Source organism: Lelliottia wanjuensis (assembly GCF_030238365.1).
Classification (GTDB): domain Bacteria; phylum Pseudomonadota; class Gammaproteobacteria; order Enterobacterales; family Enterobacteriaceae; genus Enterobacter; species Enterobacter wanjuensis.
Genome location: NZ_JASSOT010000065.1, coordinates 94892 through 108734, shown reverse-complemented (window position 1 = coordinate 108734; position 13843 = coordinate 94892). Strand labels below are relative to the sequence as shown.

Below are 13843 nucleotides of genomic sequence, written 5' to 3'. Positions count from 1 at the left end.
CTCCTTATACCGTCAGCACGACGCAACTGTCCGCATCCCAGCACAGGCGCACTTCGTCGCCCCAGGTCGGCAGTCCCTTCCGGTAGCGGTGTTCGTTCTGCAGCTGAGCGCTGATCATCTGCCCGCTTTTGAGGCGCACGTGATAGATCGAGAGATCACCGAGATAGGCAATGTGGACCACTTCACCGACAGCAAAGTTATAGCCATCGGCTGGCGGCTCGTCGCAGAGCATGATTTTTTCCGGGCGCAGCGCCACGTAAACCGGGACGTTATCGACAATCGACGCGTCCGGGTCGACCTTGAGCGGATGCACCAGACCCGGCGACTCAATCACCAGGCCGTCCTCCTGACGATCTTTCAGCAGCCCTTCGAAGACGTTCACCGAGCCGATAAACTCGGCGCTGTAACGGGTGGTCGGATGCTCATAAATCTCTTCCGGCTCGCCGATTTGCACGAACTTCCCGCGATTCATGATCGCGATACGCCCGGCCATGGTCATCGCCTCTTCCTGGTCGTGAGTCACCATCACGCAGGTCGCGCCGACGCGCTCGAGGATATCCACCACTTCGAGCTGCATCCGGTCGCGCAGTTTTTTATCCAGCGCCCCCATCGGCTCGTCGAGCAACAAAAGTTTTGGCCGTTTTGCCAGGCTTCGCGCCAGTGCCACACGCTGACGCTGGCCGCCGGAGAGCTGATGCGGTTTACGTTTTGCAAACTCCTGCATGTGGACCAGGCTCAGCATTTCCGCGACGCGGGCGGCGATTTCTGCTTTCGGCAGCTTGTCCTGCTTGAGACCAAAGGCGATGTTCTGCTCCACCGTCATGTGGGGAAAAAGGGCGTAGGACTGGAACATCATATTGATCGGGCGCTCGTACGGCGGAACGCGGGAGAGATCGACCCCATCCAGCATAATTTGTCCGGCCGTTGGCGGTTCAAACCCGGCCAGCATGCGCAGCAGCGTGGATTTTCCACAGCCGGAAGCGCCCAGCAGCGCAAAAATTTCGCCTTTATAGATCGTCAGGCTGACGTCATCCACGGCGTGCTGGCCGTCGAAGGATTTGGTCAGGTTACGGACTTCGAGGAGCGGAGTCAGCGCTTTACGGGTTTTCGCCTGCGGGCGTGGGAGGGTTTCGTTCACGGGGTGCTCTCCGGCAGAAATCTAAACGGGTGCAGGCGCACCGAAAAGGTGCGCCTGTTGCCGGGCGATGTCGCGCATGCCCGGCCTGGATAACGGTTTATTTACCGCTTTTCACCTTCGTCCACGCGCGAGTACGGACGCGGTCGATTTTCGGATCCTGAACTTTCAGGGTAAACATTTTGGCGCGCACGTCAGCCGGCGGGTAGATACCCGGATTGTCGCGCACTTCTGCGCTCACCAGCGGCGTCGCTTCTTTGTTGGCGTTGGCGTAGAAGACGTGGTCAGAGATGTGCGCAATCACGTCCGGACGCAGGAGATAGTTCAGGAACTGATAGGCTTCGTCTTTGTTTTTCGCATCCGCAGGCATCGCAAAGACGTCGAAGAACGCCATCGCCCCCTCTTTCGGAATCGAATAGGAGATATTCACGCCGTTTTTGGCTTCTTTCGCACGGTTCGCGGCCTGCCAGACATCACCCGCCCAGCCGATGGCTACGCAGATGTCGCCGTTTGCCAGATCGTTGATGTACTGGGAGGAGTGGAAGTAGCGAATATTCGGACGCAGCTTCAGCAGCAGATCGGTTGCCGGGCCGGTGTAGTCGTCGGCTTTGGTGCTGTTCGGATCTTTGCCGAGGTAGTTCAGCACGGTGGCAAACACCTCTTCCGGCGCATCAAGGAAGGAGACGCCGCAGCTTTTCAGTTTCTCGAGGTTTTCCGGTTTCAGCACCAGATCCCAGCTGTTCACCGGCGCGTCTGCACCCAGCGCTTTTTTCACTTTATCGACGTTATAACCGATACCCGTGGTCGCCCACATGTACGGCATGGCGAATTTGTTTTCCGGGTCGTGTTTGGAGATGAGCTTCAGCAGCTCAGGATCGAGGTTTTTCCAGTTCGGCAGTTTGCTTTTATCCAGCGGCTGGAACACACCGGCGGTGAGCTGGCGCTCAAGGAAGCTGGCTGACGGCACGACCAGGTCGAAACCGGTGCTGCCCGCCATCAGTTTGCCTTCCAGCACTTCGTTGGAGTCGAAGACGTCGTAGACCACTTTAATCCCGGTCTCTTTTTCGAAATTCGCTACCGTGTCCGGGGCGATATAGTCAGACCAGTTATAAATGTGCAGCGTTTTTTGTTCCGCAGCGAGCGTACCGGCAGAGACAGCCATCAGAGCACCCGCAACCAGACCCGATAACCATTTTTTATGTAAGGCGATCATAGCGTTATTCCTTATGAAAGCTCGTTAACAGTTGTTAACAAACGAACTCAAACCATGCAATTGGTGATATGCAAGAATCGTGCATATTTTGTCGCTGTGCCTGACGCAAAAGAAAAAATCTTTTGGCAGTTTCTGCTCGCTTTTTTAAGCTCCGCAAGAATAACTGTAGCCCGTGCCCCAGGCTATAGCCCAGATTAAAAAACGCCTTTTATCAATTTTTTATGCAGGATCTGTCTATGGGATAAGCCGAAATGGCCTGCGGGTAAGTGAATAATTCTTTAAAGAAAGGTTACAGCCAGAAGAAAATATTGTGATACGCAGCCGCCATGGCAGCGACTGCGTGAGGTCTGGAAGGCTTAGTGCAGGAACGAGTCCCGTGAATCGTTATTCTCCATATCCTCTTCGGTGGTAAAGAGTAAATGGTGCGCGCTGGCTTCCAGCATCACCATGGAGATCTGCTCTTCGCTCTGGCGCATAAACCAGGCAAACTGCTTAAACGACACACCGGGTCCGGCGAATAAAGACTGGCAAACCACCAGTTTCGGCAGATTATCATCCTGTATGTCGAGAAATGCTTTCACCGTCAAAGAACCGGCATTTATGGCCGATAAATCAGACGCCAGGGCCAGCAATGCCGAGGGCTTGACCTCCGCCAGCGCCGAGAAAAGCACCACGTCGTTGATCAGATCGATTTTGGCATCAAACACGCCGTCGAAATTTTGCATATGCGGCAGGTGCAACGCCTGACAGGAATCACACTCAAAATAGGTGATGCCTGCATCGTCGAGCCATTGACGTAACGTATCCAGTGTTGGAACGACCTGTAAATCCATAGCAGTGCAGCCTCTTAAGTAAAAACTTCGCCTAGATTACGCAAAAAATTCAGCCCTAACCACCCGTTTTCAGGCAAAAGCCCGGCGTGGCGTGGCGCTCGATCCAAGAGATCATTTTGCCTGCGATATCGATCCCGGTGGTTTTTTCAATGCCTTCAAGGCCGGGTGACGCATTCACTTCCATCACCAGCGGACCACGGTTCGCGCGCAGAATATCCACGCCCGCGATATCCAGCCCCAGGGTTTGCGCCGCCTTGATGGCAATTTCGCGTTCGCGGTCGCTGATCGTGGCGATGCGCGCCACGCCGCCGCGATGCAAGTTCGATCGGAAATCGCCGTCTTTCGCCTGACGCTCAATGGCGGCCACCACTTCGTCGCCGACGACCAGGCAGCGGATGTCGTGCCCCTTCGCCTCTTCGATATACTCCTGCACCAGAATATGCGCATTCAGACCGCGAAAGGCATCGATGACGCTTTCAGCCGCCTGGCGCGTTTCAGCCAGCACCACGCCAATGCCCTGCGTGCCCTCCACCAGTTTCACCACCAGCGGCGCACCGCCGACCATATCAATCAGATCGCTGGTGTCATCCGGCGAGTGGGCGATGCCGGTAATCGGCAGGTCGATCCCCTGACGAGCGAGCAGCTGCAGGGAGCGCAACTTGTCGCGCGCGCGGGTGATAGCGACGGATTCATTCAAAGGGTAGCTGCCGAGCATCTCAAACTGGCGCAGCGCGGCGGTGCCGTAGAAGGTAATTTGCGAGCCGATGCGGGGGATCACCGCATCGAAGTGCGGCAGATGGCGGCCTTTATAGTGAATCGAGGACGCCGCCGGGCTGATGTTCATATAGCACGACAGCGGATCGAGGATCTCAACCAGATGACCACGCTTATTGGCTGCCTCAAGCAGACGTTTACACGAATAGAGCGTTCCATCCCGGGACAAAATGGCAATTTTCACCCTGCACCTCTCTAAAGACTCGATAAAAGCCTGCGTATCATACACGCAGGCTGGCACAGGATGAATGGACTTATCGCACAGCCCAGCCCTGTTTATGCAAATAGTCGAGAATAAACGGACGGTTTTCTTTGATGATGGTGCGACGAATGTGATCGCTCCAGGTATCGCGGCGATTATTGCTTTCGCGTGACAGGTAATAGCTGGCAAGCTCTTCGTCGTATTGGGCAAGAACCTGCGCATCCACCGGCTGGTAGTGATTCTCGTGCATGATCATTGCCGCAGGCAGGCGCGGCTTGAGATCCGGGTTGTCCGCCGGCCAGCCGAGGCACAGGCCAAACAGTGGTAAAACGTGTTTTGGCAGATTCAGCAGTTCGGTCACTGCTTCAATGTTATTACGCAGGCCGCCGATGTAAACGCCGCCTAATCCGAGGGATTCCGCCGCCGTCAGCGCGTTCTGTGCCATCATCGCTGTATCCACGACGCCGAGCAGAAGCTGTTCCGCCAGGCCCAGTTGCGCATCGGGGCAGATTTGCAGATGACGGTTGAAGTCGGCGCAAAACACCCAAAACTCCGCCGCCTGCGCCACGTGCGGTTGCCCGCCGGTGAGCGTCACCAGCTGTTCACGCATCGCGCGGTCGGTGATGCGAATAATCGACGTGCACTGCAAAAAGCTCGAGCTGGAGGTCGCGCGCGCGCTGTCCACAATCGCTTCACGTTCGGCGTCGCTAATCGGCTTATCGGTGAAATGGCGGATGGAACGGTGGGCGCGAATCACATCAATCGTCGGCGTCATTAGGTCTCTCTTTTCTCAGTCTGTACGCGGAATGACAGCCAGTATAGGCAAAGAAAAGTGTGATGTAATTGGCGAAACATAGCCTGTAAGTATTAAAGCGACAGGTAAAACCTGCTTTCCATGAGCAACGGTTATCGGGCAAACTAAGCGCATTCGCCGTTGGGCTTACGTTTTGAGGAGAGAGATATGTTTGCAGTGATTTTTGGACGTCCGGGATGCCCTTACTGCGTCCGCGCTAAAGAACTGGCAGAAAAACTGACCGCTGAGCGCGATGACTTTAACTTCCGCTACGTGGACATTCACGCGGAAGGCATCAGCAAAGCCGATCTGGAAAAAACCGTGGGTAAACCTGTTGAGACTGTACCGCAGATTTTCCTCGACCAGACGCACATCGGCGGCTTTACCGATTTCGAAGCCTACGCGAAAGAAAATCTGGGGCTGTTTGCCGCCCAGTAACGCGTTAACGCCCTCTCAGGAGGGCGTTTTTATTTGTGTCGCCAGCGATGAACGAGGCTGCGCGCAAACATAAAACAGAGCGCGCCCAGCGCACACCAGAATATCCCGCTCATCAGCCACGCCAGCTCCTGCCATAGCGAACGCGGCGAGGCAAAAACGAGACGTAACAGCACCAGACACAGCGGTGCCGCCAGCATCGCGCCAATCAGCGGTTTCACCACTTCTCCCCCGCGGGAAATGAAGCTTGCGATCACGCCGGGTAAAATGAAAAAGAGCAAACCCAGCTCAGGATGGCCTGAGGCTCTGAATGCGCCTTTGACGTGGAATGCTAAAGAGAGGCAAACCGCGATAAACAGTAGAAAGCAGCAGACGACGCCTGCCCAGTTCCGCTTGATGTTCAAAAATCCTCCTGACTCCATCACTATCGAATACACAATCGTCCAACGGACGCCCAGTCAGATAATGCAATGTGGCATTCCTTGCCAAAGCTCATACATTGTTACGCGATCTTTTCTGGCCCTGGATATCTAATACGATTAGACTATCGGCCAGTTATTGTTCTGTGGGATATATTCTGTATGGGCGAAAGGGAAAATCCCTGCACTCACATGGGATAAAACAGTAGCCTAAATCCCCCATCCTTTCAACAGCTTAACGGTAAACAAGAAGTTAGCCTCCGTGAATATAAACGTCGCAGATTTGTTAAATGGGAATTACATCCTGTTATTATTTGTTGTACTGGCACTGGGACTGTGTCTGGGTAAATTACGCCTGGGTTCAGTTCAACTTGGTAATTCCATTGGCGTTTTAGTGGTCTCATTATTATTAGGCCAGCAGCATTTCAGCATTAACACGGATGCACTGAATCTCGGTTTTATGCTGTTTATTTTTTGCGTGGGTGTGGAAGCCGGGCCGAACTTTTTTTCAATTTTCTTCCGCGACGGCAAAAATTATCTGATGCTGGCGCTGGTGATGGTCGGCAGCGCGCTGGTGATCGCGTTAGGGCTGGGTAAACTGTTTGGCTGGGATATCGGGTTGACCGCGGGGATGCTCGCCGGTTCGATGACCTCAACGCCGGTGCTGGTTGGTGCGGGCGATACGTTGCGCCACTCGGGCATGGCGGGAAGCCAGCTCTCGCTGGCGCTCGATCATCTGAGCCTGGGCTATGCCCTGACCTACCTGATTGGTCTGGTGAGCCTGATTGTCGCCGCCCGTTATTTGCCTAAACTCCAGCACCAGGATCTCCAGACCAGCGCCCAGCAGATTGCTCGCGAGCGTGGTCTGGATACCGACACTAAACGCAAAGTCTATCTGCCTGTCATTCGCGCCTATCGCGTCGGGCCGGAGCTGGTCGCCTGGGCCGACGGTAAAAATCTGCGCGAGCTGGGCATCTATCGCCAGACCGGCTGTTACATCGAACGTATCCGCCGCAACGGCATACTGGCTAACCCGGACGGGGACGCCGTACTGCAGATGGGCGATGATATCGCGCTGGTCGGCTACCCGGACGCCCACGCGCGCCTCGATCCGAGCTTCCGTAACGGTAAAGAGGTCTTCGACCGTGACCTGCTCGACATGCGCATCGTCACGGAAGAGATTGTGGTGAAAAACCACAACGCCGTTGGCCGCCGTCTGGCGCAGCTCAAGCTGACCGATCACGGCTGCTTCCTGAACCGCGTGATCCGCAGCCAGATTGAAATGCCGATTGACGACAATGTCGTCCTGAACAAAGGCGACGTTCTGCAGGTAAGCGGAGACGCGCGCCGCGTCAAAACCGTCGCCGATCGCATCGGCTTTATCTCCATCCACAGCCAGGTGACCGACCTGCTGGCCTTCTGCGCCTTCTTTATTGTCGGCCTGATGATTGGGATGATCACCTTCCAGTTCAGCAACTTTAGCTTCGGCGTGGGTAACGCTGCCGGTCTGCTGTTCGCCGGGATCATGCTCGGCTTCCTGCGAGCCAACCACCCGACCTTTGGCTATATCCCGCAGGGCGCGCTAAACATGGTGAAAGAGTTCGGTCTGATGGTCTTTATGGCAGGCGTGGGGTTGAGCGCAGGCAGCGGCATCGGCCACAGCCTGGGCACTGTCGGCTGGCAGATGCTGGTCGCCGGTCTGATCGTCAGCTTGCTGCCAGTAGTGATCTGCTTCCTGTTCGGCGCCTACGTCCTGCGCATGAACCGCGCAATGCTGTTTGGCGCGATGATGGGCGCGCGCACCTGCGCCCCGGCAATGGAAATCATCAGCGACACCGCGCGCAGCAACATCCCGGCGCTGGGCTACGCTGGCACTTACGCCATCGCCAACGTCCTGCTGACCCTCGCCGGTACGCTGATCATCGTCATCTGGCCCGCGCTCGGATAACTCTGAAGAATGCGCATCGCGCAAATTTTTTTGCGATGCGCAGAACTTTTCGTATATGAGGCAGTCATAACTATTGCCACTGCTTTTCTTTGATGTCCCCCAATTTGTGGAGCCCATCAACCCCGCCACTTTGGTTCAAGGTTGATGGGTTTTTTGTTGCCTGGGATTTGTCATCTATCAGATCAATCACTTACACAGCCACTGTCCCATGTATGGCGACAAAGTGGCGGCAGCGCTTTTGCTATGCGCATAAATCGTTGCTCTATGCCGATTCAATCGCGTACAGCAGTTCAACTAAAGCAACCGCGCCGACATCATCCCAGCGCAAATAACTCGCCAAAGAACTGGTTCCTGAATCCCTACCTAAAATTTTCTGACAGATAGCCTGATGATCGGCTGAGGCGGAAACCCAAACAGCCCCACTCTGTTGGCAAAAGTAGGTAGAGCCTTTCAAGCCCTCCCGCTGAATGCGTTTCTTCCAGGTGTCCACCAGCTGCGTCGTAACTCTTAAACTCATTATTTCCCCCAAGTTAATCAAGCATTCCCAGATAACAATCCTATAAAATATCAGGATGAATCAGCCCGGAGAATACGCGTGTTTAATTTTTATCCTGACAGATTTTTCAGCAGAACAGATGTCATGAGTCGCCCCACACCTGTTCCTGCTGTAAATGGTATCTATTTTTGGTGGTTCAAAGAGATCCCGCCAGGTGTTCCGACTGAGGGTTGCATTATTCAGGATGGATATACATTACTCTATGTCGGTATTTCACCGGATAAAAAAGGAAAACCGAACAGCCGCGCCAATCTTCGTCAGCGCATCAAAACTCACTATAGCGGCAACGCCGAGGGCTCAACGCTCAGGCGCACGCTCGGGGTATTGCTATCGGCGGAAAGCAATTTTCCTCTCCGCCGTGTTGGCTCGGGAACCAGAACGACATTTACCCATCCTGGCGAGCAGTGGCTGGACAAGTGGATGGAAAAGAATGCACATGTGTATTGGGTAGCAAATGAAGAACCCTGGGTATTGGAAGAAAAATTAATTTCCAGCATTTCGCTGCCATTAAACCTTCAGGGTAACAACCACAACTTTAAACCGATACTCTCAGCAATGCGCAGCAAAGCCATGGCAGAAGCCAAAATAATGGAGATCGCGGATGAAAGAGGATTTAGACGGAGTGTCATTGCAGAATTGATGAATGAATAAAAAACATATCCTGAGATTCCAATTAAAGGAAATGAGAGCTGCATACTGGAAAACTAAGGACCTGGATTTCAATCCTAACTACATGACCGGCTTTATGATGGATATGGAAGCCAAAAATAGAGGTATCCATTAGTAATGCTTTAGTGCCGAGAACAATTGGCAATGCCCCGTAATCGCCACTCCTTGCCATTGGTATATTGATTATCTTGTAAGCCATTTTTTCAATAAGTCCATTAAAAGACGGCTTTTAAGCCGCCTGAATTTCAGACCCCACATCAAATCACTTGCGTCACCGTACTTCCCTGTTCAGTAAATTCCACCGTCGCACTGGCACCATTGACCAGTGAAATTTGCGGAGGAATATGACCAATATCGACGTCATAAAGAACCGGAGCGCTAAGGTCTCCCAGGGCCGAACGAAGGGCGTCTAAATAATTATGCTGCGTCGCTTCTGTAACATCTAAAGCAGCACTCCTTCCTATGAGTACGCCAGCTAAATCGTTGAACCAGCCCTGCAAACGTAAGCTCAATAATGCTCGCGTTAATTCACAAGGGCCCATTTCCACATTTTCAAAATAGAGAATAATACCGTCCTGGCGATTCAGCTCCCGGAAGCGCGATAATTGACCATAAGGTGTTCCGGCAAGTCTCGAGATGATGTCAAGGCAACCACCTATTAATCGGCCCTCGAAACTGACGGGCGTCGTGCCGCCATCCAGTCGCTTCCACTTCGTCTCCTTTGTAAGATTGAAACCCTCATCCGAAGCCGGTCCCCATTGGTTTTCTTCGATTTGATAAGCCTGGGAGGAGTACTGCTTGATATGAGTTGCCCGCTCGTTTTCAAGAATGCTCCAAATGGCTTGTGTTGTGGGATCCAATTCTCTGGCTCCCAAATCCATCAGATTAGGACCATGTAAGGTTGCCCAGTGCGACAGCGTGGTCAGCGGGAAATGCAAAGTGCTTAGATCAGAAAAACCCACAAACCATTTCGGCTCCAGAGTGGCTAGCCTCTGGAAATCAATCAGTTCAAGCAGCTCCATAGCCAGATCTCCGCCCCATGGCGGCATGATGGCTTTCACTTCTGGATCGGTCAGGAAGGCCATCAGCTCCGTCGCTCGCAACCGCTTACAGGCACTTTTATTTTTATGCTGAGAGCGTAAACACTCCCCCTCACGAACCCTGTATCCCCGGTTTTTTAGTTGCTGAATGGCAAGGTCCAACCGCTGATGCAAATGAGGAGGAACGCCTGACGAGGGTGCGGTAATCGCAATCAAATCCCCTGGAACCAGTTTGGGCGGAAAACTTATGTTCATCTCATAAATCCTTATCAGAAGAGCGCAATCCATCATCCATAAATTGTGGAACGAGTGCCAATCCTTACCCATAATTTTTAAATGCTAAACACCCGGGAGATAAGTTGATGAAAAACAAAACCGCCGTCATTTTCGGTGGCAGTGGCGCCATCGGTAGCGAAACCGCCAGAACTCTGGCGCGCGAAGGGGCGCATGTTTACCTTGCCGCGCGGCATCAGGACAAGCTCGATCGCATCGCGAACGAAATCCGCTCAGCCGGTGGAACGGCACATACCTGGGTCATCGATGCCCTCGATGAGCAATCCATTCATGAGCAAACCGCCAAGCTGGCTCAGGAAGCTGGCGGCATTGATATCGTCGTTAACGCGACGGGGTTTATGCACAATCAGGGCAAATCGCTCGCTGAACTTTCTCTAGCCGAGTTCAAACAAGGAATCGATCCTTTTCTCACCGCCCTCTTCAACATCTCAAAAGCTGTCTCCCCTTACATGGGCGGCGATCGCGCGGGCGTAATGATTACGGTCGTTGCCCCAGCGGCGACGATGGCGATGCCAAACCATCTGGGTCATATCGTCGGCTGCGCGGTTATTGAGGCGTTCGTCCGGGCTCTCGCCAGCGAACTGGGGCCGAAGAATATTCGCGTCGTCGGCGTGCGGTCTCATGCCATTACCGGCGCGGTTGAGGCGGGTTCGTATACCGGGGAGTTGTTTACGATAAAAGCGCAGTCGATGGGGTTAACGGTTGATCAATTTCTGGAAGGCGCCGCGCAGAGCACGATGCTGAAGCGGCTGCCGACGCTCGCACAAGTGGCCGAGCTGGTGACTTTCCTCGCCTCCGATCGTGCTGGGGCGATGACCGGAACAGTGGTAAACGTGACCGCGGGGGCGACGCATTAAAGCCCCGCAATCCGCCCTACCATCGCCCGGATCTCTTCCCGTGATAGCGGTTCGCGATCGGTGACAAAATGCAGCGTCATGCCTTCAATAAAAGCATCCAGCGCACGGGTAGTCACCGGATCAAACCACTGCTCCAGGGTGCTCTGGCTGGTTTGCATCCAGTCTTGCATCACTTTTTTCAGCGCCGGTTTACGGTTCATCAGCGCATAGAGCTGGTACATCAGCTCCATATTGTGCGGCGTGGTGACTTCTGAGCTGTGGATCAGCGTAGTGATAGCTTCACAGGCCATCTCCGGTCCGGTTACACCGGCAAAAAACTCGCGGTATTGTCGGGACATATCGCGGGTAAATCCGGTAAATGCCTCTTCGAGCAGCGAGTCGATACCGTCGAAATAATAGGTCATCGACCCCAGCGGCACGCCCGCGCAGGTGGCGATTTTACGGTGCGTCACCGCATTGATCCCATGCTCGGCGATGGACTCCAGCGTGGCCTGCAGTATCCGTTCCCGCCGCTGCGGATCGTTTGGTCTTCTGCTCATATTTTCCCCTTTCGGTTTGTGTACAAATGTACACAAACTTGCTAGTGTTGTCGCTATTGTTGTACTTCCGGTGCTCCTCAATGACGTTGATTTCTCCTCGTAAAGCCCTGCAGCGACGCCTGTGGGCGCTGTTTATGTTCTTCTTTATTCCCGGATTGCTGATGGCATCCTGGGCAACGCGTACCCCTGCGATCCGCGATATTTTGTCGGTGTCGACGGCTGAAATGGGCATCGTGCTGTTTGGCCTGTCGATCGGATCGATGAGCGGCATTCTCTGCTCGGCATGGCTGGTGAAGCGTTTTGGCACGCGGAAAGTGATCCGCACCACCATGTGCAGCGCCGTGGTTGGCATGTTTTTCCTGAGCGCCGCCCTGTGGTTCGCATCGCCGGTGATGTTTGCCTTTGGTCTGATGGTCTTTGGCGGCAGCTTTGGCGCGGCAGAAGTGGCGATTAATGTCGAAGGCGCAGCGGTTGAGCGCGAGCTGAACAAAACCGTTTTGCCAATGATGCACGGCTTTTACAGCCTGGGTACGCTCGCTGGCGCCGGTGTCGGCATGGCGCTGACGGCCTTTGGCACCGCCGCCAGTCTGCATATTTTGCTGGCCGCGCTGGTGTGCATTCTGCCAATTCTGACCGGCATCACTTTTATTCCTGATGGCACCGGCAAAAACAGCGCGGAAGAGCAAAAAACGACCGAGAAAGGATTACCCTTTTATCGCGATATGCAGCTGATGCTGATCGGCGTGGTGGTCCTGGCGATGGCGTTTGCCGAAGGCTCCGCCAACGACTGGCTGCCACTGCTGATGGTCGACGGTCACGGCTTTAGCCCAACCTCCGGCTCGCTGATTTACGCCGGGTTTACCCTCGGAATGACCGTCGGGCGCTTCACCGGCGGCTGGTTTATCGACCGCTACAGCCGCGTCGCCGTGGTGCGCGCCAGCGCGATGATGGGTGCTCTGGGTATCGCGCTGATTATTTTTGTCGACGTGGACTGGATCGCCGGTGTCTCGGTTATCCTGTGGGGCGCGGGCGCATCGCTCGGTTTCCCGCTAACCATTTCGGCGGCCAGCGATACAGGCCCGGACGCCCCGACGCGCGTCAGCGTGGTTGCGACCACCGGCTATCTCGCCTTCCTGGTCGGCCCGCCGCTGCTTGGTTTCCTCGGTGAACATTATGGGCTGCGCAGCGCGATGCTGGTGGTGTTAGCCCTGGTCATTGTCGCCGCACTGGTCGCGAAAGCCGTGGCAAAACCTGTTACGCAACATTCAGCAATGGAGAAGGGATATGAGCGTTAAGTTAATCGCTGTCGACATGGATGGAACCTTCCTGAGCGACGCCAAAACCTACAACCGCGAGCGCTTTCTGGCGCAGTATGCACGCATGAAGGAGCAGGACATTCGCTTCGTCGTCGCCAGCGGGAATCAGTATTACCAGCTGATCTCCTTCTTCCCGGAGATTGCCGATGAGATCGCCTTTGTCGCAGAAAACGGCGGCTGGGTGGTGAATGCCCGCGAAGATGTGTTTAACGGCGAGCTGACCAAAGCCCAGTTTGATACGGTGGCACGTTTTCTCTGCGCGCTGCCGGAAGTGGAAGTGATCGCCTGCGGGAAAAGCAGCGCCTATACCCTGAAAGCCTATGACGACAGCCTGAAAGAGATGGCGGCGAAGTATTACCATCGTCTGGAAATGGTCGATAACTTTGACCATCTGGACGACATCTTCTTTAAATTCGGGCTGAATCTGCCGGACAGCGATATTCCGCGCGTGCAGGAGATGATCCACGCCGAGCTGAGCGACATTATGGTTCCGGTGACCACCGGGCATGGCAATATCGACCTGATCATTCCGGGCGTGCACAAGGCGAACGGTCTGCGGATTTTGCAGCAGCACTGGGGCATTGCCGATAGCGAAGTCGTGGCATTTGGTGACAGCGGGAATGACGTGGAGATGTTGCGCCAGGCGGGCTTTAGTTTCGCGATGGCCAACGCCAAACCGCACATCAAAGCGGTCGCACGTTTTGAAGCGCCGCATAACAACGATGAAGGCGTGCTGGATGTGATTGAGAAAGCGTTGAACGGGGAAGCACCGTTTAATTAGTGCCCGCTAAACGCCCGGTGGCGCTACGCTTACCGGGCC

15 protein-coding genes are annotated in these 13843 nt (G+C 54.5%); 6 read left to right on the top strand and 9 right to left on the bottom strand.

The window, feature by feature from the left end:
- Positions 1-4: 4 nt before the first annotated feature.
- The 5 genes from potG to nfsA form a co-directional block, all read right to left on the bottom strand.
- Positions 5-1138 (bottom strand): putrescine ABC transporter ATP-binding subunit PotG, encoded by a 1134-nt coding sequence (gene potG, locus QQF33_RS18470; protein ID WP_285149114.1) that lies wholly within the window; start codon positions 1136-1138, stop codon positions 5-7.
- 97 nt (positions 1139-1235) lie between these two features.
- Positions 1236-2348 carry a spermidine/putrescine ABC transporter substrate-binding protein PotF gene (gene potF, locus QQF33_RS18465; protein ID WP_282492325.1) on the bottom strand — a complete coding sequence of 371 codons (1113 nt, stop codon included), beginning with the start codon at positions 2346-2348 and terminating at the stop codon, positions 1236-1238.
- A 356-nt stretch (positions 2349-2704) separates the two neighbouring features.
- Positions 2705-3181: a YbjN domain-containing protein gene (locus tag QQF33_RS18460; protein WP_282492324.1), complete on the bottom strand. Its 477-nt coding sequence runs from the start codon at positions 3179-3181 to the stop codon at positions 2705-2707.
- A 55-nt stretch (positions 3182-3236) separates the two neighbouring features.
- Complete coding sequence (gene rimK, locus QQF33_RS18455; protein WP_285158395.1) at positions 3237-4139, bottom strand: 30S ribosomal protein S6--L-glutamate ligase; 903 nt, start codon at positions 4137-4139, stop codon at positions 3237-3239.
- Positions 4140-4209: 70 nt separating this feature from the next.
- The gene (nfsA, locus tag QQF33_RS18450; RefSeq protein ID WP_285158394.1) at positions 4210-4932 is read right to left on the bottom strand and encodes a nitroreductase NfsA; all 723 of its coding nucleotides are present in this window, start codon (positions 4930-4932) and stop codon (positions 4210-4212) included.
- Positions 4933-5118: 186 nt separating this feature from the next.
- On the opposite strand from nfsA, the gene QQF33_RS18445 reads away from it, so the two are divergent.
- Positions 5119-5388 (top strand): GrxA family glutaredoxin, encoded by a 270-nt coding sequence (locus QQF33_RS18445; RefSeq protein WP_095281388.1) that lies wholly within the window; start codon positions 5119-5121, stop codon positions 5386-5388.
- 29 nt (positions 5389-5417) lie between these two features.
- On the opposite strand, the gene QQF33_RS18440 is transcribed toward QQF33_RS18445, so the two are convergent.
- On the bottom strand, positions 5418-5789 hold the full coding sequence (locus tag QQF33_RS18440; RefSeq protein WP_285145470.1) for an inner membrane protein YbjM: 372 nt from the start codon (positions 5787-5789) through the stop codon (positions 5418-5420).
- 277 nt (positions 5790-6066) lie between these two features.
- Between QQF33_RS18440 and QQF33_RS18435 the strand changes: the two genes are divergently transcribed.
- The gene (locus QQF33_RS18435) at positions 6067-7752 is read left to right on the top strand and encodes an aspartate:alanine antiporter (protein ID WP_285149113.1); all 1686 of its coding nucleotides are present in this window, start codon (positions 6067-6069) and stop codon (positions 7750-7752) included.
- Between the two features lie 262 nt (positions 7753-8014).
- On the opposite strand, the gene QQF33_RS18430 is transcribed toward QQF33_RS18435, so the two are convergent.
- Positions 8015-8269 carry a hypothetical protein gene (locus QQF33_RS18430; protein ID WP_285149112.1) on the bottom strand — a complete coding sequence of 85 codons (255 nt, stop codon included), beginning with the start codon at positions 8267-8269 and terminating at the stop codon, positions 8015-8017.
- A gap of 78 nt (positions 8270-8347) precedes the next feature.
- Here QQF33_RS18430 and QQF33_RS18425 point away from each other — a divergent pair, with 78 nt between their 5' ends.
- Entirely contained in the window at positions 8348-8959 is a 612-nt protein-coding gene (locus tag QQF33_RS18425; RefSeq protein ID WP_285149111.1) for a GIY-YIG nuclease family protein, read from the top strand.
- Positions 8960-9234: 275 nt separating this feature from the next.
- On the opposite strand, the gene QQF33_RS18420 is transcribed toward QQF33_RS18425, so the two are convergent.
- Complete coding sequence (locus QQF33_RS18420) at positions 9235-10272, bottom strand: S66 family peptidase (RefSeq protein ID WP_285149110.1); 1038 nt, start codon at positions 10270-10272, stop codon at positions 9235-9237.
- A 107-nt stretch (positions 10273-10379) separates the two neighbouring features.
- On the opposite strand from QQF33_RS18420, the gene QQF33_RS18415 reads away from it, so the two are divergent.
- On the top strand, positions 10380-11168 hold the full coding sequence (locus tag QQF33_RS18415; protein WP_285158393.1) for an SDR family NAD(P)-dependent oxidoreductase: 789 nt from the start codon (positions 10380-10382) through the stop codon (positions 11166-11168).
- On the opposite strand, the gene QQF33_RS18410 is transcribed toward QQF33_RS18415, so the two are convergent.
- Entirely contained in the window at positions 11165-11707 is a 543-nt protein-coding gene (locus tag QQF33_RS18410) for a TetR/AcrR family transcriptional regulator (RefSeq protein WP_285145473.1), read from the bottom strand. The genes QQF33_RS18415 and QQF33_RS18410 overlap by 4 nt on opposite strands.
- A gap of 80 nt (positions 11708-11787) precedes the next feature.
- On the opposite strand from QQF33_RS18410, the gene QQF33_RS18405 reads away from it, so the two are divergent.
- Positions 11788-13002 carry an MFS transporter gene (locus QQF33_RS18405; protein ID WP_282492312.1) on the top strand — a complete coding sequence of 405 codons (1215 nt, stop codon included), beginning with the start codon at positions 11788-11790 and terminating at the stop codon, positions 13000-13002.
- Entirely contained in the window at positions 12992-13804 is an 813-nt protein-coding gene (locus tag QQF33_RS18400; protein WP_282492311.1) for a Cof-type HAD-IIB family hydrolase, read from the top strand. Before QQF33_RS18405 ends, QQF33_RS18400 begins: the two co-directional genes overlap by 11 nt.
- Positions 13805-13843: the final 39 nt, after the last annotated feature.